Origin of the sequence: Chryseobacterium capnotolerans, assembly GCF_021278965.1 — a bacterium.
In the GTDB taxonomy this organism is placed as follows: domain Bacteria; phylum Bacteroidota; class Bacteroidia; order Flavobacteriales; family Weeksellaceae; genus Chryseobacterium; species Chryseobacterium capnotolerans.
Map to the genome: position 1 here is coordinate 3990308 of NZ_CP065589.1, position 20897 is coordinate 4011204.

General features: G+C 37.2%; 23 protein-coding genes. 22 read left to right on the forward strand and 1 reads right to left on the reverse strand.

What is annotated here, in order from left to right; genetic code table 11:
- Nucleotides 1-43 precede the first annotated feature (43 nt).
- The gene (locus H5J24_RS19200; RefSeq protein ID WP_068939940.1) at nt 44-229 is read left to right on the forward strand and encodes a bacteriocin-like protein; all 186 of its coding nucleotides are present in this window, start codon (nt 44-46) and stop codon (nt 227-229) included.
- 118 nt (nt 230-347) lie between these two features.
- Complete coding sequence (locus H5J24_RS19205; RefSeq protein WP_068939942.1) at nt 348-953, forward strand: IMPACT family protein; 606 nt, start codon at nt 348-350, stop codon at nt 951-953.
- Between the two features lie 69 nt (nt 954-1022).
- Here the strand turns inward: H5J24_RS19205 and H5J24_RS19210 are convergent, their stop codons facing one another.
- Nucleotides 1023-1733: a zinc metallopeptidase gene (locus tag H5J24_RS19210; RefSeq protein WP_068939944.1), complete on the reverse strand. Its 711-nt coding sequence runs from the start codon at nt 1731-1733 to the stop codon at nt 1023-1025.
- A gap of 105 nt (nt 1734-1838) precedes the next feature.
- On the opposite strand from H5J24_RS19210, the gene H5J24_RS19215 reads away from it, so the two are divergent.
- From H5J24_RS19215 to H5J24_RS19310, 20 genes are all read left to right on the forward strand, one after another.
- Complete coding sequence (locus H5J24_RS19215; RefSeq protein ID WP_068939945.1) at nt 1839-2972, forward strand: GNAT family N-acetyltransferase; 1134 nt, start codon at nt 1839-1841, stop codon at nt 2970-2972.
- 63 nt (nt 2973-3035) lie between these two features.
- Nucleotides 3036-3212, forward strand: a complete 177-nt coding sequence (locus H5J24_RS19220; RefSeq protein ID WP_167386949.1) for a hypothetical protein — start codon at nt 3036-3038, stop codon at nt 3210-3212.
- Nucleotides 3213-3334: 122 nt separating this feature from the next.
- Complete coding sequence (locus H5J24_RS19225) at nt 3335-3706, forward strand: NADH-quinone oxidoreductase subunit A (RefSeq protein WP_045492896.1); 372 nt, start codon at nt 3335-3337, stop codon at nt 3704-3706.
- A gap of 102 nt (nt 3707-3808) precedes the next feature.
- Entirely contained in the window at nt 3809-4369 is a 561-nt protein-coding gene (locus H5J24_RS19230; protein WP_002983540.1) for an NADH-quinone oxidoreductase subunit B, read from the forward strand.
- A 6-nt stretch (nt 4370-4375) separates the two neighbouring features.
- Complete coding sequence (locus tag H5J24_RS19235; RefSeq protein WP_068939947.1) at nt 4376-4870, forward strand: NADH-quinone oxidoreductase subunit C; 495 nt, start codon at nt 4376-4378, stop codon at nt 4868-4870.
- 62 nt (nt 4871-4932) lie between these two features.
- Nucleotides 4933-6156, forward strand: coding sequence for an NADH dehydrogenase (quinone) subunit D (nuoD, locus tag H5J24_RS19240; protein ID WP_047096007.1), 1224 nt, complete (start codon nt 4933-4935; stop codon nt 6154-6156).
- A gap of 128 nt (nt 6157-6284) precedes the next feature.
- Entirely contained in the window at nt 6285-6794 is a 510-nt protein-coding gene (locus H5J24_RS19245) for an NADH-quinone oxidoreductase subunit NuoE family protein (protein ID WP_068939949.1), read from the forward strand.
- A gap of 78 nt (nt 6795-6872) precedes the next feature.
- Nucleotides 6873-8231 carry an NADH-quinone oxidoreductase subunit NuoF gene (gene nuoF, locus H5J24_RS19250; RefSeq protein WP_027373522.1) on the forward strand — a complete coding sequence of 453 codons (1359 nt, stop codon included), beginning with the start codon at nt 6873-6875 and terminating at the stop codon, nt 8229-8231.
- 5 nt (nt 8232-8236) lie between these two features.
- A complete protein-coding gene (locus H5J24_RS19255) occupies nt 8237-9109 on the forward strand; it encodes a hypothetical protein (protein ID WP_068939951.1) in 873 nt (290 codons plus the stop codon).
- Between the two features lie 41 nt (nt 9110-9150).
- The gene (locus H5J24_RS19260; protein ID WP_068939953.1) at nt 9151-10149 is read left to right on the forward strand and encodes an NADH-quinone oxidoreductase subunit G; all 999 of its coding nucleotides are present in this window, start codon (nt 9151-9153) and stop codon (nt 10147-10149) included.
- A gap of 96 nt (nt 10150-10245) precedes the next feature.
- The gene (gene nuoH / locus H5J24_RS19265; protein WP_068939955.1) at nt 10246-11310 is read left to right on the forward strand and encodes an NADH-quinone oxidoreductase subunit NuoH; all 1065 of its coding nucleotides are present in this window, start codon (nt 10246-10248) and stop codon (nt 11308-11310) included.
- 152 nt (nt 11311-11462) lie between these two features.
- On the forward strand, nt 11463-12020 hold the full coding sequence (locus tag H5J24_RS19270) for a NuoI/complex I 23 kDa subunit family protein (protein WP_040996950.1): 558 nt from the start codon (nt 11463-11465) through the stop codon (nt 12018-12020).
- Nucleotides 12020-12517: an NADH-quinone oxidoreductase subunit J family protein gene (locus tag H5J24_RS19275; protein ID WP_068939958.1), complete on the forward strand. Its 498-nt coding sequence runs from the start codon at nt 12020-12022 to the stop codon at nt 12515-12517. Before H5J24_RS19270 ends, H5J24_RS19275 begins: the two co-directional genes overlap by 1 nt.
- Before the next feature lie 4 nt (nt 12518-12521).
- A complete protein-coding gene (nuoK, locus tag H5J24_RS19280) occupies nt 12522-12851 on the forward strand; it encodes an NADH-quinone oxidoreductase subunit NuoK (RefSeq protein ID WP_065396642.1) in 330 nt (109 codons plus the stop codon).
- A 2-nt stretch (nt 12852-12853) separates the two neighbouring features.
- Complete coding sequence (gene nuoL / locus H5J24_RS19285) at nt 12854-14767, forward strand: NADH-quinone oxidoreductase subunit L (protein ID WP_068939961.1); 1914 nt, start codon at nt 12854-12856, stop codon at nt 14765-14767.
- Nucleotides 14768-14769: 2 nt separating this feature from the next.
- Complete coding sequence (locus H5J24_RS19290) at nt 14770-16263, forward strand: complex I subunit 4 family protein (RefSeq protein ID WP_068939963.1); 1494 nt, start codon at nt 14770-14772, stop codon at nt 16261-16263.
- 152 nt (nt 16264-16415) lie between these two features.
- Nucleotides 16416-17795, forward strand: a complete 1380-nt coding sequence (locus tag H5J24_RS19295; protein WP_068939965.1) for an NADH-quinone oxidoreductase subunit N — start codon at nt 16416-16418, stop codon at nt 17793-17795.
- A gap of 303 nt (nt 17796-18098) precedes the next feature.
- On the forward strand, nt 18099-19166 hold the full coding sequence (locus H5J24_RS19300; protein WP_068939966.1) for a hypothetical protein: 1068 nt from the start codon (nt 18099-18101) through the stop codon (nt 19164-19166).
- Nucleotides 19167-19204: 38 nt separating this feature from the next.
- Entirely contained in the window at nt 19205-19708 is a 504-nt protein-coding gene (locus tag H5J24_RS19305; RefSeq protein WP_068939968.1) for a DUF4280 domain-containing protein, read from the forward strand.
- A gap of 17 nt (nt 19709-19725) precedes the next feature.
- The gene (locus H5J24_RS19310) at nt 19726-20790 is read left to right on the forward strand and encodes a hypothetical protein (RefSeq protein WP_232815785.1); all 1065 of its coding nucleotides are present in this window, start codon (nt 19726-19728) and stop codon (nt 20788-20790) included.
- Nucleotides 20791-20897: the final 107 nt, after the last annotated feature.

The following is a 20897-nucleotide window of genomic DNA, read 5'->3' on the forward strand; positions in this document are numbered from 1 at the left end:
TGAAATAATTCCTTACCTTAGTAATATCCAAAAAAATATTACCATGAAAAATGTAAGAAAATTATCCAGAGCCGGATTAAGAACAATCGAAGGAGGTGCTGTTTTTGTAACATGTACATTACCTAACGGGCAGCCTACAAGGTGTAGAGATAAATGCCCTGAAGATTTCTGTGGCCCAACAAGCTATATGTGCCTGATTCCAATGGACCTTTGTGGAGATGGAATTTAAGAGTTAATTTTTACATTCAAAAGATATAAGCCGTCAAAATTTGACGGCTTAATTCATAATGATACTGTAGAATACTAAATCATTTAATATTTTTGCATCATTAAAGCCGGAATACAGGATGACGTTCGAATACAAAACCATAGAAAAACCCATAGAAAATACTTTATTAAAAGAAAAAGGAAGCAAGTTTATCGGATTTGCCTTCCCGGTTACCAATGAAAAGGAGCTCAAAGCTGCATTGGAAAAGATCAGGGAAGAACATCCAAAAGCAACACACCATTGCTATGCTTTCAGAATGGGTTTGAATGGTGAAAATTACAGAGCTAATGATGATGGTGAGCCTTCGGGAAGTGCCGGACTTCCTATTTACAACCAGCTCTTAGCCAATGAAATAACCAATGTACTTGTTATTTCAGTTCGTTATTATGGTGGAACAAAACTAGGGGTTTCAGGTTTAGTAAAAGCCTATAAAGAATCTGCCAAGATCACTTTAGAAGAAGCCCATATTATTACCAGAGAATTGGAAACAGAAATTGAAATTCAGTTCAACTTTAACCAGCAAAACATTATTTTTACTTTACTCTCAAAATATGATGCTAAGGTTTTAAATTTCGATGCCAACGAAAATTGTATCCTTACCGCTTCATTAAAACTGGCACAAAAAGAAAGTATTTCTGAAAAACTATCAGAGATGCAACATGTTTCATTTGAGTTCAATGATTAATCTGTATTCATAAAAAAACATCTCAGAAAATATCTGAGATGCTGTATATTTCATTTGAATCAAAGATAATTAATCTCTTCTTCCACCAAGAAGCAAAGCCCCCCAGTAAAGAAGTTGGGCTAAAGACCCTAAAGCTGCCACAACATATGTTCTTGCAGCCCACTTTAAACTATCCTGAACCCCTACAAATTCTTCAGCAGTTACAGTACCTGTATCTTTAAGCCATTTCATTGCCCTGTTACTAGCGTCATACTCTACTGGCAATGTTACAAAAGCAAACAAAGTAGTTACTGCAAACATCGCTACCCCAATGGCAAGGATGGCAGTATTTCCGTTAGGATTATCCACAGTTCTGGTGGCCGCCATTATCGCAATACCTGCAATAAGAACAAACTGCATCAAATTGGAGCTTATATTAACAACAGGAACCAATTTTGAACGTAAGTTCAACATTGAATATCCTACTGCATGTTGTACGGCATGTCCGCATTCATGAGCTGCAACAGCTGCTGCCGCTGCATTTCTCTGCATGTACACCCCTTCAGAAAGATTTACTGTTTTATCTGCCGGATTATAATGGTCCGTTAGCTGTCCGGGAACTGATATTACCTGAACATCATTAATCCCGTTATCTCTCAACATTTTTTCCGCTACTTCTTTCCCCGAAAGGCCATTTCGAAGATGTACATTGGAATAATATTCAAATTTTGATTTCAACCTGGATGAAACCCACCAGCTCACCAACATTGAAATACCAATAATGATATAATAACCCGTCATTTTATTTAGATTTTGTGTTCAATTTTTAAGCATAATGATGTAAAAACTGTGCCAAAGTATACGATTTTATTATTTATATTTGTCATCAAATTACTCTCAAAAAACATGTCAACAGTTTCAATTATTGAAGTAAAAACTCCCGGTCAACTCAAGCAATTCGTAAGATTTCCTATGGATCTGTACAAAAATAACCCGTACTATGTTCCATCCTTTATCAATGACGAAATTAACATCTGGAATGCTGATGAAAATCCCGCTCTTCAATATTCTGAAGCGAAACAGTATTTAGCATACAAGAATGACAAAATTGCAGGGAGAATTGCCGTTCTTATCAACCATAAGGAGGAAAAAGAATTAGGGATCCGTAAAGTACGTTTTGGATGGATAGATTTCATTGATGATGAAGAAGTTTCACAAGCATTAATTCAGAAAGCGATTGATTACGCCAAAGAAAAGAATATTGATAAGGTTGAAGGGCCAATGGGATTCACCAACCTTGATAAAGCCGGAATGCTGATTAAAGGTTTTGATCAGCTGGCTACTATGATTGGCATCTACAACCATGATTATTACCCAAAACATCTTGAGAAACTGGGATTGGTAAAAGAAAAAGAATGGGTGGAATTTGAAATTATTTTCCCAGAGGTTTTACCGGAAAAGATCCACAAGTTTAACGAGCTTATTTCTCAGAAATACAAACTGAAAGTTTTAAAATTCAATAATAAGGAAGAAATTATCCAATATGTGGATCCAATGTTTGATCTTCTAGATGAAACCTACAAGCATCTTTCCACTTATACTCCTATTTCTGACGAACAGCGTAAAACATATAAAGAAAAATACTTTAAGCTTATTGACAAAGACTTCATTGTCTGCATCGTGGATGAAAACAATCATCTTATTTCCTTTGCAATTACGATGCCTTCTTACTCCAAAGCATTGCAAAAATCAGGAGGAAAACTACTCCCATTTGGCTGGTGGCATTTTTTGAAAGCAGGCAGAAAAAATGACAGGGCCAATTTTTACCTGATCGGTATCCATCCAGATTATCAAAGAAGAGGAGTAACCTCTATCATTTTCAAAGAAATCTGGAAAATATTCAGAAAAAAAGGAGTTAAATACCTGGAAACGAATCCCGAACTGGAAGAAAATAAAAACATTCAGCTTTTATGGCAGGATTACAACCCTGTAAACCATAAGAGAAGAAGAACCTACTCACTTGAGATAAATGATAAATGATGAGTAATTACAACCTCACTCACCTACTCTAAAACTCTCCCACCCTCAAACAATCTCGCCCCCATGAAGCCACAACTTATCATTTTCGCTGTTTTAATCGCAGGATTTATAGCCTACAATTTCTTTTTCCAATCGCAGGATGGTAGAACAAATACAGTGATTAACATTGTTTTTGCGAGTCTTCTTTTTGGATATATTGCATTTATGGCGTATTCTCTTCTCAAAAAAATGAAGAAATAATTCGTTATTTTTATTGATTCTAAATTGTAGGTTTTGTCTATTTTCATCCGACTTTTAAGCTGATAAATTTCATGCTTTCTTGTTTATTCGTTAAATTTGCAAATTGAGATAATAATGCAAAAATGAATTTACCTGAAAGTTATATTCCAATCCTTATCCAGGCAGGTGTAGCAGTAGGATTTGTCGCTGTTTCATTACTTGGAGCACATTTCTTAGGTCCAAAACAGAAAAAAGGAGATTCTGTAAAAAACCAAAGTTGGGAATGTGGGGTTCCTAGTGAAGGAAACGCAAGAACACCGTTTTCCATCAAGTATTTCCTGACTGCGGTATTGTTCGTACTATTCGATATTGAAATCGTATTCTTTTATCCTTATGCGGTAAACTTCAGAGAATTCGGTATGGAAGGATTCTTGGCTGTACTTACGTTCGTTGCGATCTTCTTCGTAGCGTTTTTCTATGTTTGGAAACGTGGTGCACTAGATTGGGATAAATAAATTTTAACATTAAAAGATTGAATTTATTTAAGTAATTTAAAGATTGTGAAGGTCTTATTTTTTTTAATCTTTAAATATTTTAATCTTTAAATATTTACTAAAATGTCAGATAAAAAACCAGTAATAAGAACAGATGCACCTGCTCCCGAAGGATATGAAGGAGAAGGGTTTTTCGCAACAAAACTGAGCAGTGTAATCGGAATGGCAAGAAAGTTTTCGCTTTGGCCATTGCCATTTGCAACCTCTTGTTGTGGTATTGAGTTTATGGCTACCCTGAACCCTACTTATGATGCTTCAAGATTTGGAATGGAAAGAAACTCTTTCTCTCCAAGACAAGCAGATATGCTGATGGTTTGCGGAACTATATCAAAAAAATTAGGACCAGTCCTAAAAGAAGTATATACTCAGATGGCTGAACCAAAATGGGTAGTAGCTGTTGGAGCTTGTGCTTCCAGCGGTGGTATTTTTGACACCTACTCTGTACTTCAGGGAATTGATAAAATTATTCCGGTAGATGTTTACGTTCCTGGATGTCCTCCAAGACCAGAACAGATTATTGAAGGGGTAATGCAGGTACAGGCTCTTGCAGAAAGCGAAAGCATCAGAAGAAGAGACATGCCTGAATATCAGAAATTATTAGATTCTTACAATATAAGCAACTAAACGGAAATGACAAACGAATTTGTATTAGAAGCAATCACCAGAGAATTTCCGGAATCTGTCATTTCAAGTTCAGAACCCTATGGAATGTTGACGATTGAAGTGAAGAAAGAAGATATCAAAAAGATCATTCATTATCTTAAAGATTCAACACTGGAAATCAACTTCCTTACAGATATATGTGGAATTCACTATCCTGAATTCCCCGAAAAGGAAATAGGTGTTGTATATCATCTGCATAACATGATGGCTAACTTCAGATTACGTCTGAAGATCTTCATGTCCAGAGAAAACATCGAAGTAGATTCTCTTACGGATCTATATGCCGGTGCCAACTGGATGGAAAGAGAAACGTTTGACTTTTATGGGATTAAATTTAAAGGACACCCGGATCTTAGACCTATTTTGAATATGGAAGATCTTGGATACCACCCAATGTTGAAGGAATATCGCCTTGAAGATGGTACAAGAACAGACAAGGACGATAATATGTTTGGAAGATAAAAAAGCGAATGGCCAATGGCGGCTAGCCAATAGCCAGAAGCAAATAGCTAAAAGCAATCATTATGAAAGATAACTCATTATCTAATATACTAAACCAGTACGAAAGTAAGGAACAGATTGACGGGCAATTATATACCCTGAATCTAGGACCTACCCACCCTGCTACTCACGGAATTTTCCAGAATATCTTAACGATGGACGGAGAAAGAATTCTTCATGCTGAGCAAACGGTAGGATATATCCACAGAGCATTTGAGAAAATTTCTGAAAGAAGAAACTATTCTCAGATCACTACCCTTACTGACCGTATGAATTACTGTTCTGCACCAATCAATAACTTAGGTTGGCATATGACAGTAGAGAAGCTGATTGGTGTTAAAGTTCCAAAACGTGTAGACTATATGCGTGTTATCCTAATGGAATTAGCAAGAATCGGTGACCACCTGATCTGTAACGGGGTAACCGGAATGGACTCAGGAGCGATTACAGGTCTTACTTATATGTTCATCGAAAGAGAACGTATTTATGATATGTATGAGCAGATTTGTGGAGCAAGGATGACGACCAACATGGGAAGAATTGGAGGATTTGAAAGAGATTTCACTCCTAAATTCCATGAGTTACTGAAAGACTTCTTAAAGACTTTCCCACCAAGATTCAAAGAATTCTGTACCCTATTAGAAAGAAATAGAATTTTCATGGACAGAACCATTGGTACGGGAGCTATTTCTGCCGAAAGGGCATTAAGCTACGGTTTCACTGGTCCTAACTTACGTGCAGCAGGTGTAGATTACGATGTGAGAGTTGCACAACCTTATTCCTCATACGAAGATTTCGACTTCATTATTCCTGTAGGAACTTCAGGAGATACTTACGACCGTTTCATGGTTCGTCAACAGGAAATCTGGGAATCCATTAAAATTATCAAACAAGCATACGAAAACCTTCCAGAAGGACCATTCCACGCGGATGTTCCTGATTTCTATCTTCCTGAAAAGGCAGATGTATATCAGAAAATGGAGGCTCTGATTTACCATTTCAAAATTGTAATGGGTGAAACTGATGTACCAAAAGGTGAAGTTTACCATGCAGTAGAAGGAGGAAACGGAGAATTAGGTTTCTATCTTGTGAGCGACGGAGGAAGAAGCCCATACAGACTTCACTTCAGAAGACCTTGTTTCATCTACTATCAGGCATACCCTGAAATGATTACAGGTTCTGTAATTTCAGATGCCATTGTAACGATGTGTAGTATGAATATTATTGCGGGAGAACTAGACGCATAATACATTAGACAAAAAGATAATAGAAGAAAAGATAATAGACTTTCTTCAACCCCAAATAAAACGAATTTAGAATAACGAACTTTAGAATCTTTTTTCTTTGTTCTTTACTCTTTAATCTTAGATAAAAAATGAGCGAAACAATAGCTTTTAAACCGGAAAGTTTAGCACAGGTACACAAAATTATCGCAAGATATCCTGAAGGAAGACAGAAATCTGCTCTTCTTCCTGTCCTTCACTTGGCACAGAAAGAATTCGGAGGATGGTTAGATGTTCCTGTGATGGATTATGTTGCCGGACTATTAAGTATCAAACCGATCGAAGTATATGAAGTGGCTACTTTTTATACCATGTTCAACATGAAGCCGGTAGGTAAATATGTTTTGGAAGTTTGCAGAACCGGACCTTGTATGGTGTGTGGAAGCGAAAAAATCCTTGACCATATCAGAACGAAACTGAACATTAAAGATGGAGAAACTACTGAAGACGGTATGTTCACCCTAAAGCCTGCTGAATGTCTTGGAGCATGTGGTTATGCACCGATGATGCAGCTTGGTAAGTTCTTTCATGAAAATTTAACGATAGAAAAAGTAGATGAAATCCTTGATCTTTGCAGACAGGGACAACTTGCTTTAGACTAAATAAATTTTAACACATTAAAAATAGCCATAAGCTAAAAGCCACAAGCCAATAGCCGAACGCTAAAAGCATAATAAACAATGAGTAAAAAACTTTTACTTAAAGACGCACATATAGAAGGCATCCGCTACTTTGAAACTTACCGTAAACAAGGAGGTTACACAGCTGCTGAAAAAGCCTTGAAAATGACTCCTGACGAAATTCTTGAAGAAGTAAAAACTTCAGGACTAAGAGGTCGTGGTGGAGCTGGATTCCCAACAGGGATGAAATGGAGCTTTTTGGCAAAACCAGAGGGCGTTCCAAGACACCTTGTGGTAAATGCGGATGAATCTGAGCCTGGAACATTCAAGGACAGATATCTGATGGAGTTCCTTCCTCACCTATTGATCGAAGGAATGCTAATTTCATCTTACTGTTTAGGTTCTAACACTTCTTATATCTACATCCGTGGAGAATATTCATGGATTCCGGATATCCTTGAAGAAGCTATTGAAGAAGCTAAAGCAGCAGGATTTTTAGGTAAAAATATTTTAGGAACTGGTTTCGATCTTGAAATCTACGTACAGAGAGGTGGTGGAGCATACATCTGCGGTGAAGAAACTGCATTGCTTGAATCCCTTGAAGGAAAAAGAGGTAACCCAAGATTAAAACCGCCATTCCCGGCTGTAAAAGGTCTTTGGGAGAGACCAACGGTGGTAAACAACGTTGAGTCTATTGCGGCAATCGTTCCAATCATTGATATTACAGGTGCTGAGTATGCTAAAATTGGTGTAGGTAGATCTACAGGTACGAAATTGATTTCTGCTTGTGGAAACATCAACAAACCAGGTGTATACGAAATTGATATGACGATCACTGTAGAAGAATTTATCTATTCTGATGAATATTGTGGTGGTATTAAAGACGGAAAAAGATTAAAAGCTTGTATTCCTGGAGGAAGTTCTGTTCCAATCGTTCCAGCAAACTTATTGTTGAGAACCGTGAACGGAGAGCCAAGATATATGAACTATGAATCATTAGCTGACGGAGGTTTTGCTACCGGAACAATGATGGGATCGGGAGGTTTCATCGTTTTAGATGAAGACCAGTGTATTGTAGATCACACCATGACTTTAGCAAGATTCTACAACCACGAAAGCTGTGGACAATGTACTCCTTGCCGTGAAGGTACGGGATGGATGTATAAAATCCTTAAGAAAATTGAGAAAGGAGAAGGAAAAATGGAAGACATCGATCTGCTTTGGGATATCCAGAGAAAAATCGAAGGAAATACGATCTGTCCATTAGGAGATGCAGCAGCATGGCCTGTTGCAGCAGCAATCCGTCACTTCAGAGACGAATTTGAGTGGCACGTAAAAAACCCTGAGTTATCTCAGACCCAAAATTATGGATTGGCACATTATGCAGATCCTATCCCAGCTGTTGAAAAGAATGCATAGGTAAAATGAAAAAGTTATTGGTTGTCGGCTTAATGATGTCGAGTTTTGTTTTCGGACAGAAAAAAGATTCTTTACTAGTAGAAAATAATGCAGACTTGTTTAAAACTCCTGTTTCTAAGAAACCAGAGCCTTTAAGCAAAAAAGGTCAGATGTTCGCTTTTTATGGATGGAACAGAGCAGCGTTCAGTAATTCGGATATTCGTTTTAAAGGAAATGGATATGATTTCCAACTGAATAATGTAACGGCTCAGGATAGACCTACCAAATTCGGTATTGTTTATTTTGATCCAAGTTGGTTTACTGTAACGCAGTATAATTTCAGAATAGGATATTTTATTAAAGATAATTTAGCGCTTGTTTTAGGGATTGACCACATGAAGTATGTGATGGATCAGGATCAAACCGTTAACTTTAAAGGACATATCTCAGACCCTGAATATGCTGCTATGGTACAAAACGGGCAAGTGAACCTTGCAGATGAGAAGTTCCTTACTTTTGAACATACAGACGGCCTTAACTATGAAAACTTAGGTCTTGAAAAGTACCAAAGTATTATCAATAAGAAAAATGTTGATTTGGTTTGGTCTTATGGTGCCGGTATCGGATTTATGTTCCCAAAAAGTAATGTAAAACTTTTTGGAAATGAAAGAAGTGACCGTTTCCATGTTGCAGGTATGGGAACCGATGTAAGAGCCAGTCTTAACTTAGTACTTTGGAACCATATAATGGTAAGATTAGAAGGAAAAGCGGGTTACATCAATATGTGGGATATTAAAACCACATTGAATAACAAACCAGACAAAGCTCAACAGGATTTTGTTTTCGGACAAATTATGGGGGGAATTGGATATACATTTAATACAAAGAAATATAAATAACAAAGCCTATTGCTTAATGCATAAAGCTTAAAGCATACGATATGAGCGAAGAAGTTAAAAAATTCAAAATAACGATAGACGGACAGACTACTGAAGTTTTGCCTGGTACTTCTATTTTGGAAGCAGCTAGACAAATCGGTGGTAAATCTGTACCTCCTGCTATGTGTTACTACAGCAAATTGGAGACCAGCGGAGGAAGATGCAGAACTTGTCTTGTAGAAGTTTCTAAAGGATCTGAAGCAGATCCGCGTCCTATGCCGAAATTGGTAGCAAGCTGCAGAACCAACGTTATGGATGGTATGGAAGTTAAAAACCTTACTTCTGAGAAAGCTCAGGAAGGAAGAAAAGCAGTTACCGAGTTCTTATTGGTAAACCACCCGCTAGACTGTCCTGTTTGTGATCAGGCTGGTGAATGTCATCTTCAGGATCTTGGATATGAGCATGGAAACCTTGAAACAAGAACAGAATTCGAAAGAAATACTTACGAAGCTGATGATCTTGGACCTCACATCAAACTGAACATGAACCGTTGTATTCTTTGTGCAAGATGTGTATTAGCTGCTAACCAATTAACAGGTGAAAGAGAGCACGGTATTCTTTTCAGAGGAGATCACGCTGAAATTTCAACCTATCTAAATAAAGCTTTGGACAATGACTTCATCGGAAACGTTATCGACGTTTGTCCTGTAGGAGCATTAACAGACAGAACATCCCGTTTTGCAAGCAGAGTATGGTTTACAAAACCTATGAATGCTACTTGTAAGTGTGATAAATGTTCCGGAAAAGCTGTAGTTTGGATGAAAGGTGACGAAATTGTAAGAGTTACTGCAAGAAAAGACCAATGGGGTGAAGTTGAAGAATTCATCTGTGATACATGCCGTTTCGAAAGAAAATCTTTATCAGACTGGAACATCGAAGGTCCTAGACATATCGACAGACACTCTGTAATTTCATTGAATCATTACCAGAAGCCAAAAGACGAATTGATCATGATCGATAATCCTGGTGCTAAGGAAATCAGTGAAAAAGACGAAAAATAATTTTAATAAAGACAATTAGATTTCAGACACAAGACATCAGACTTAATCTCATATCTAGTATCTGACATCTCACATCTAAAAATCTTTAAAACAAAAATGGATTTACTTACATTTAAACTTATACTTGTACTAGCGCTTTTCCTGCTATCATTAACGATTGCAGCCTACTCTACCTGGGCAGAAAGAAAAGTTGCCTCTATCATGCAGGATAGAATTGGTCCTAACAGAGCTGGACCTTTCGGATTACTGCAACCTCTTGCTGACGGTGGTAAATTCTTCTTCAAGGAAGACTTTACGCCTGCCAATGCTGAAAAATTCCTTTTCGTATTGGGACCGGCTTTAGTAATGTTTATTTCACTAATCACTGGGGCAGTTATTCCTTGGGGTAAAAGTTTAAATATTGCAGGTACTTCTTTTGATCTTCAGGTGGCTAACATTGACGTTGGTGTACTTTTCATCATCGGAATGGCTTCCATCGGGGTTTACGGAATTATGATCGGAGGTTGGGCTTCGAACAATAAATATTCATTACTAGGTGCTATCCGTGCTTCTTCTCAGATGATTTCTTATGAATTAGCAATGGGACTAGCACTTCTTTCTATTATTATGATGGCAGGAAGCTTAGACTTAAAAGAAATTACAGAAAGCCAAAGTACTGGAAAATTATGGGGAGTTATTCCTTGGGTTTCTGGTATGAACTGGAATATTTTCTACCAGCCAATCGCTTTTCTTGTCTTCTTTGTAGCAGCTTTAGCTGAAACTAACAGACACCCGTTCGATTTACCTGAGTGTGAATCTGAATTGGTAACAGGATACTCTACAGAATACTCTTCCATGAAGTTAGGTTTATATATGTTCGGGGAATACGTGAACATGTTTATCTCTAATGCTTTCATGGTGGTTCTTTTCTTTGGAGGTTATAACTATCCTGGTATTGAATGGGTAACGCAGAATTGGGGAGAAAACGTTGCAGGAATCTTAAGTATCGTAGCATTCTTAACGAAAACTGTCATCGGAATCCTGATCTTCATGTGGATCAGATGGACACTTCCAAGATTCAGATATGACCAGTTAATGCACTTGGGATGGAAAACATTAATCCCGATGGCATTGGTAAATCTATTAATTACAGGTGCTGTAATTTTAGCATTTGCAAACTAAGAAAATTTGAAAATGAGCTGATTTGAAAATTTGATAATGAAATCAAAGTTTTATCTTTAGCCTGTCATATTCAATCATCAATATTAAATAATTAAGATAGCAGACAAGATTAGTCTAAAATCTGGTGTCTAACATCTAATATCTATAATTAAATGAAACTTACAAACAGATCAAAAGTTGTTTCCAATAAAGAAATGACCCTTGCTGAAAAAATCTACCTTCCTGCGATCTTTACAGGGATGGGGATTACATTTAAGCATGCTGTAAGAACCGTGATAAAGGGTGCTCCCGCAGTATATTCGTATCCGGAAGTACAGAAACCAAGAACTACCATCTGGAGAGGTCAGCACGTTTTGAAAAGAGACGAGGAAGGCAGAGAAAGATGTACTGCTTGTGGACTTTGTGCGGTAGCTTGTCCTGCAGAAGCCATTACGATGACTGCTGCTGAAAGAACTAAAGAGGAAAAAGGGCTTTACAGAGAAGAAAAATACGCTTCAGTATATGAAATCAATATGCTAAGATGTATTTTCTGCGGTATGTGTGAAGAAGCTTGTCCTAAATCTGCCATTTATCTTACCGATAGATTGGTAGACGTAGAAACCAACAGAGGTTCTTTCATTTACGGAAAAGATAAATTAGTTGAAAAAATAAATGAAAGGATTGACATCACGACAAGACAATCCGAGAAACAAAAAAATGCGGTAAAATAATGGATCAGTTTTTATTTTTCTTGGTGGCGTTTTTAGCAGTGTCAAGTGCGGTGTATTTCGTATTTGCCAAAAATCCTTTATATGCTATTTTGTCATTAATTGTTACGATGTTTTCAATTGCCGGAATGTACATTCTTTTGAATGCTCAATTCTTAGCAATTATCCAGATTATAGTGTATGCAGGTGCTATCATGGTACTTTTCCTTTACATTCTAATGATGCTTAACCTTAATAAAGCAGACGAAAGTAAGAAGGGTAATACTTTAAAATTTATTGGAGTTTTTACTGCAGGTCTTCTTTTAGTTGGAGTTTTAGGAGTATTCAGAGGCGTTCAGCAAAACCATATTGTTGTAGAGAATGTAGACAGAGGGGTTGGTCTTACTAAAAATCTGGGTAGACTTTTGTTTAATGAATATGTTTTACCGTTTGAGCTTGCTTCTATCCTGATTTTAGCAGGTATTGTAGGTGCGGTATTAATCGGTAAAAAAGATTTATAAAATTATGGGAGAAGTAAATACATTTATACAAAGCATCCCTTTGGATTACTTCATTATCCTTTGTTCAGTATTGTTCTGCTTAGGAGTGATGGGAGTATTGCTTAGAAAAAATGCTATTGTGATTCTAGGCTGTGTAGAGCTTATGCTTAACTCTGTAAACCTTTTATTGGCTGCTTTTTCAGCATACAAAGGAAATGGAGACGGACAGCTTTTAGTGTTCTTCATTATGGTGGTAGCTGCTGCTGAAGTAGCGGTAGGTCTGGCAATTATTGCTATGCTGTATAGAAATACCCGTTCTGTAGATGTGAGTATATTTAATAAATTAAGAGGATAAGAATGGAGAATTTAGTATATGCAATAGTACTTTTACCACTTTTAGGGTTTCTTATTAACGGTTTATTCGGAAAAAATCTTCCAAAAATAGTAGTTGGTTCTTTGGCAACAGCAATGGTTTTCGGATCATTCTGTATTGCTGTAAGTCTTTTCATGAATTTCAATTCTGAAAGCCAGCCTGTAATCGTAAAAGCTTTTGAATGGTTTAGAGTAAACGGAGTTCAGATCAATTTTGGATTCCAGATTGATCAACTTTCTTTAATGATGGTTATGATCATCACGGGTATCGGTTCACTGATTCACTTATACTCTATCGGATATATGAGTCATGATAAAGGATTCTATAAGTTCTTTACTTACCTGAATCTTTTCATCTTCTCAATGTTACTTTTAGTGATGGGAAGCAACTACCTTATCTTATTCATCGGATGGGAAGGTGTAGGTCTTTGTTCTTACCTGTTGATCGGATTCTGGTATACCAACGAAGAATACGGTAAAGCGGCAAGAAAAGCTTTCATCATGAACAGAATTGGTGACTTGGCATTATTGATCGGTATCTTTATGATTGCTGCTCAAACTAATGCTGTAGATTACCTTTCTGTAGCTGAAAATGCTTCAAAATTTGAATTAGACGGAACAGTGATTATCTTTATCACAGCGAGTTTATTCATCGGTGCTACCGGTAAATCTGCTCAGGTTCCATTATATACTTGGTTACCAGACGCGATGGCTGGGCCAACTCCTGTTTCTGCATTAATTCACGCGGCAACCATGGTAACGGCGGGTATCTATTTAGTAGTAAGATCTAACTTCTTATTTACTTTAGCTCCAACGGTACAAGGAGGAATTTTATTCATCGGATTCTTAACGGCAGCTTTAGCAGGATTCTACGCACTACGTCAGAACGATATCAAAAAAGTATTGGCATACTCAACTGTTTCACAGCTTGGATTTATGTTTATCGCTTTAGGTCTTGGTGCTTATACAACAGCAATGTTCCACGTAATGACGCACGCTTTCTTTAAAGCTTTACTATTCTTAGGAGCAGGTTCTGTAATACATGCGATGAGCAACGAACAGGATATGCGTTTCATGGGAGGTCTTAAGAAATATATTCCTCTTACCCACGCTACATTCCTTATCGGAACATTAGCCATTTCAGGTTTCCCTCTGTTATCAGGGATGATCTCTAAAGACGAAATTTTAGTAGCAGCTTTCGCTAAAAACCCTGTTTACTGGGTAATCTTATTTGTTTTAGCGGCAATGACTGCAACGTATATGTTCAGACTATATTATCTGACTTTCCACGGAGAGTTCAGAGGTACCGAAGAGCAGAAACACCACTTACACGAAAGCCCGTCTAATATGACATTACCATTGATCGTATTGGCTATCCTTTCTGTAGTTGGAGGTTTCATCAACCTGCCACACTTCATCGGTCACGGACACTATGCTAAACTGATGGAATGGTTGAAGCCTGTTCTTACGGAACAAAGCTACAGCCAAATGGAAGCTACTCTTTCAGGAGTACCTTTCAACACTGAAATGATCTTATTAGCAGCAACAGTATTAATGTTCTTCTCTGTATGGTTTATCGTAAGAAATACCTACGTGAAAAAGAAAAAAATGGCTGTGGCAGAAGAAAGCTATACCGGATGGGAAAAGCTTTCTGCTAAGAAATTATATGTAGACGAACTTTACAACGCATTGATTGTAAAAACTGTTGAAGGATTAGGACGCGGAGGAAAGATGTTTGATAAGGGTATCTTAGACCGTTTTGTAAACTTTGTAGGTGATGGTGCTGAAGACAGCGGTAAAGCTATGAAGCGTGTACAAAACGGAAATGTAGAGACGTATATTCTTATCATGTCTTTAGCTGTGGGAATTATATTAATTGTTAACTTTTTATTACAATAATAATGTCTTGTTTATTATTAACATTATTACTATTACCTCTAGTAGGTTCGGGATTAGTTTTTGCGTGGAAGAGTAATTCCAGCAAATATTTGGCACTAGGAATCGCATTGGTTCAAATGCTTCTTACGTTCTATGTACTTTCGGATTTTGATTTTACTCCGACAGTAGACAGCGTATTGCAGCACGAGATCAATTATCCTTGGTCACAATTTATGAAGAGCTCTCTTCACTTCGGTATCGATGGGATGAGTATGCTTCTTTTATTGCTGACTAACATCTTAGCGCCAATCATCATTTTATCTTCTTTCAATGAAAATGTAAGCTACAGAAATACATTCTACGGATTGATTCTGTTGATGCAATTCGGTCTTGTAGGAGTATTTACTTCTTTAGACGGATTATTGTTCTACATTTTCTGGGAAGTAACTTTGATTCCAATTTGGTTTATTGCCGGACTTTGGGGACAAGAGAATAAAAGGTTTGAATTCACTACGAAGTTCTTCGTATATACATTCGTTGGATCTTTATTTATGTTAGCAGGATTGATCTATGTGTACAACCACTCTGCATCATTCGCATTAACAGATCTTTACAATGCGCAACTGAACGAAACTCAACAGACTGTGGTATTCTGGTTTATTTTCTTTGCTTTTGCAGTGAAATTACCGGTATTCCCTTTCCATACCTGGCAGCCTGACACCTATACCTACTCTCCTACTCAAGGATCGATGTTGTTATCCGGTATCATGCTTAAGATGGCAGTTTATGGTGTAATGCGTTATTTACTTCCAATTACTCCACTTCCGATTGCCGGAATTTCAGGACAGATTGTAATCATCCTTGCGATCGTAGGAATTGTTCACGGAGCATTGATTGCGATCATCCAGACAGATATGAAGAGAATCATCGCTTATTCATCTTTCTCTCACGTAGGATTGATGGTAGCGGGTATCTTCGCCTCAGCAGTAGTTACTTTAAGAGGAACTTTCAATGTGGAAGGTGCTGAAGGAGCATTGGTACAAACTTTCGCTCACGGTATCAACGTTGTTGGATTATTCTACTGTTGCGATATTTTATACAAGAGATTTAAATCAAGAGATATCAGACAAATGGGTGGTTTAGCTAAAGTAGCGCCTAAGTTTGCTGTTTTATTCCTGATTATTATATTAGGTTCAATGGGAGTTCCATTGACGAATGGATTCATCGGAGAATTTATCCTGCTAAAAGCAGTATATGATTTCAACGGAACAGCAGCAGTAATTGCTGGTCTTACGGTAATTCTTTGTGCAGTGTACTTATTGAGATTCTACGGAAAAGCAATGTTTGGAGAAGGAAATGCAGAAGTATTAAGCACAGCAAAAGATTTATCTGGTGTAGAATTCTCTGTATTGGCGAGTTTAGCGGTTTTTGTGATCTTACTTGGTATTTTCCCACAACCGGTAATAGAAATGGTGAGTAGTTCAGTGAAGTTTATCTACACAGCGATGGCTAACTAAAAAATTAAAAGATTTAAAAATTAAAAAAATAAGAGATTAGAGAGCATAAAGATAAAAGACGAAGAGATAAGAGACGGGAATTTTTGAACCGGAAACTTTACACTCTGAACCTTGAACTTTAAACTTCAGATCTCACATCTCAAATCTATATTATGAGTGTTTTAATTATTGTTTTCCTAACGGCAGTTATTGCGTTATTTTCAGGAGTTTTCGAACATGGAAAATTCGCAAGATACATTGGGATTTTGGGTTTAATCATCGCATTGTATGTAAGCTTTATGCCTGAATGTTCGTTCTTCGATCACTACAAGCATATGTATGAATACAGTGCCAATACTGCATTATTCACTAAATTATCCATTGTAACAACTTTATTGTTATTCTTCCTGGGAGGTTTTGCATTCAGCAATCACAGAAGCCACCAGTCAGAATTATATGCATTAATGTTATTTGCATTATGTGGAGGAATCGTACTTTTCGGATACCAGAACCTGGTTACCATGTTCTTAGGTGTTGAAATCCTTTCCATCCCGTTATATGTAATGGCTGGTGCCAACAAAACTGATTTAAGATCAAATGAAGCTTCAATCAAGTATTTCTTAATGGGTGCATTCGCGACAGGTTTCTTACTTTTCGGGATCGCATTTATTTATGGAAGTGCCGGAAGCTTTGATTTATATAAAATCCACGACTTTGGAGTAGCCAATGCTTCAAACGTAATGTTCATCCTAGGAGTATTACTTATTCTTTGTGCATTGGCATTTAAAGTGGCTTTAGCACCTTTCCACATGTGGAGCCCTGATGTATATGCAGGATCACCTTCATTAATCACGGCTTTCATGGCAAGTGTGGTAAAAATCTCAGGATTCTTCGCATTGTTCAGATTAATGACAATCGGATTTGCCGGAGTTACTCACGAATGGATTAATGTTTTAGGAGTATTCTTAATCATTACTTTATTATTGGCAAACGTTATGGGTCTTGCTCAGACGAATGCAAAAAGAATGTTGGCTTACTCTTCAGTTTCTCACGCAGGATATATCGGATTGGTATTCTTCGGAATGACAAGTCTTTCTACTTATAACTTAGCGTTCTATTTATTCGCTTATGCTTTATCTACAGTAGGAGTTTTCATGTGTCTGATCTGGGTAGAGAAATTAAAAAGAGAAACTTCTTTCGGAGCTTTCAAAGGATTGGCAAAAACAGAACCTTTATTGGCAACAGCTGCAGCGATCTCTATGCTTTCAATGGCAGGGGTTCCACTAACGGCTGGTTTCATGGGGAAATTTGCTTTATTCTCTCAGGCAATGAACGGAGCAGCTTTCTTAGTACTGGTAGCAGTTTTAGGTTCTGCCCTATCTATCGCTTACTATTTAAGATTAATTATCGCGATGTTCTTCTTTAAAGAATCAACATTCAAATCATCAGAAAAAGTAACGCTTACTTACAATATTGTTGCAGTATTTGTAATCGCTGCCATTATCATCCTTGGAGTTTTCCCGGATCTGTTTGCAAAAGTGTTCGGATTATAAAAAGTTATCCATACTATATCAAAAAAACCTTTCAGAGATCTGAAAGGTTTTTTTATGTACTTAAGTTTTTAACCTCCTGTGACAGAAAATTCTATGAAATAACTTCTTCTTCAGGAACACAGTTCTACTCAAACATCAGATTAAGTTGTATCCGGAGTATAAAATTACTCCCTGATTTCAGGGATAATTGCCTTATTAATAGATATTTCACATGATTTGGAAGGCTTTTTTGTAAGATTTTTTCTAAATTTCATGCTGAGAAATGAATCTCAGTATTAAAAAAAATCATTAATCACCAATCACATGATTACTTATATGACACTTCCAGATGATACATTGGAAAAAATTGCCTCTGATCTGAAAGTAGAAAATCCAACATACCTCAAAGATTTTCATAATAAGCACTGTGCTATACATGACAGGCTAGCTGAACCAGTGAAAATGAAACCGGGAACGCTGCTTCTTATTCCCTTTGGTGAAGAAATCAAGAAACTTAATCAAGAGATCAATAAAAATGGAGATAGCTTGTACTATCATCCAACACATGGAAAAATACCACATCCTATACCTTTACTCAGTGGGGTTTATACAATAACCCATCAAAAACTTGAAAATGGAAACGTCCATACAAGCTATTCATACCAAACTGAACTTAAATATCTGAAAGCTGAACAAGATGATCATTTCTTTTCATTACAAATATTTGGTTCTCATAAAAATGGAATAGAATCAGACAGCAAAGTTTCAAGCTTATCAAAAGCTACTGCAGCCATCATATTTCCTGTAGAAATCAGAGTAGACAAAACAGGAAAAATAACGGAGAGCAATTTTTTTCATTCAGAAGCGGTGATTAAAAGCGAACTGGATGATCTAAAAAAGTATTTTACAGATGATCTATCTGCATCTTATATTGATCAACTCAAGAAAATAACTGAAGACACGCTTCAACTGGTAAGGAGTATTAGAAACACATTACCTGTTCAGTTTCTTTTTGGTTCTTTTTACAGAGCAAAATATAGCGACTGGACAGATTCTGATCTCTACCATGAATTTATTCCCTGGCTATCAAATGCAGCCCCTATTCGTTTTGAGCTTTATAACCGGATGTTACCAAAAGACAATGATATAATAAAGATTAAGCAATTTGGAAAATCATGCGACTACCGAAATCTGAATCAGCTTTATAATAAAGAGTATGAATACCATGAACAGCATCCCGTCAATCATTACTCGGTGGTCTGCCGTCATGAAGCTGAATACTTTTTAAATTTTACCAATTTGATGATTCAAAAAGTTGAAGCCCAGTTTGAAATTCAGATAGGAGATGTAACAGAACAGGATATTTTTACTGTAGAAAAGCAATTAAAATAAATTATTATCCTTGATCCAACACCAAAAAACCACAAAATATGTCTAATTCAGCATCACCACATGACGGAAAACACTTTGTCATTCAGAAAGGAAAAGCACAATGTAATCAGGGTGACCAATTTCCGCAGTTTAAAGTAACTACCCATCAAAAACATTATTGGAATAATGAAGAAGGGCAGGCTGATTTTTTGGCTGTCACTGAACAGGATCTTCAGTTCAATCCCCAAGGCCCTAGTTTTGGAAAATGCAAACTGAAGCCAACACCGGGAGGATATCTTCCCTGTGCCTACGCTCCAGCCGGAACATGGCAGAAAATCTATGATAAAGTAAAGGTATTGGGAAATAGCTGCGTCACAGAAATATCGGAGCTCATGTGTTCTACAGGTGGAAAAATCATCATTATGGAACATGGTCAAACCGCATCGATGAACAAACAGAATGTAAAAAAAGCTGATCCACAGGAACAGCATAACATCAATCCTTTTATAAATTTTAAAGAATTTCAGAAGGAAACAGAAGATGATGAAGTAGACGCCTATTAAACTTAAACTTTTCAGCCATGTCAAAACAAGGAATTTATAAAATCACAGGAAATACGAAGCCTAAGATTGGAGAACTGGTTACCTATACAATTGATGAATGGTATCCTGCTACTCCATTAGAAAAGAGAAACCCGGCACATGTTACCTGGCATCTGTTCAAAAAGGTAAACGGAAAATTTGTTCCTACCAATATCAAAAAAGTGGGAGTAAGCAGTTTTACTTTTAATACAAACTCTTACAAAGATACCTTCAGAATTGAAGCTTACCTTCACAATCCGGAAGGAAGAGCTCCCATGGCTTTGGAAATACAGCCCCAGCCCAGTGATATTCCAAGAATCAATAAAGTTGAATTAAAATATATAGACGATACTCCTGGAACAGTGTTCAGTTTCATGGAAAAATTGGTTGCAGAAGCCAAATGCACAAATTTGGAGGCCCAATATCTGCAGTTCAGTCTTTGGGAAGATGACGCCAGCAATTCAGGTCATAGCAATAATAACCTGCTCATAGAAAGCAAAAAAGAAAAGGTAAAAAACGGAATCGCGAGAGCCGAATTCATGCTGACAAAAGCTCTGATGAGAAAAGCTATGCAAGGTGAAACCGATCCTCAGCAACTGGAATTTTATGTAACTGTGGAATATTATTCTCATAAAAAGCATGCTACCAATAATATAAATATCAATACCCCTGAGGAATTGCGCACACCATCAGGACAACCACAACCACAACCACAACCACAACCGGAACCACAACAACCTCAGCCACAACCATCTCAACCTCAGCAGCCTCAGCCTGCTCCATCTCCGGCACAACCTGAACCTGATCCACAATCAGCTCATGGGAGTGCTCATAACACACAGCCGCCAACCCCCGCAGCCCCTGGAGGAGCCTCTCCTACTACGGTTAATCCTACAAATATTGAAGATCTTCTGGATGCTTATTTTGCCAAAAAGAATACATCAAAGAGACTGGCGAGGAAGATGGTACCCATACTTATACCTTCGGTGGAAGTAAGAGTGGCAATAAAACAGGTACGGCGGAAGAAAAAAACAAAGTTGCCCAGACTATTCTTAATAAAATAAAAGAAAGTCTGAAAGCTCAAAAGAAATATACAACACTAGAAGTAATTGCTGCAGCATTAACCGCTGAAGCTTATGGGAAAGATACTACAAATCAAAAGACCGTTACT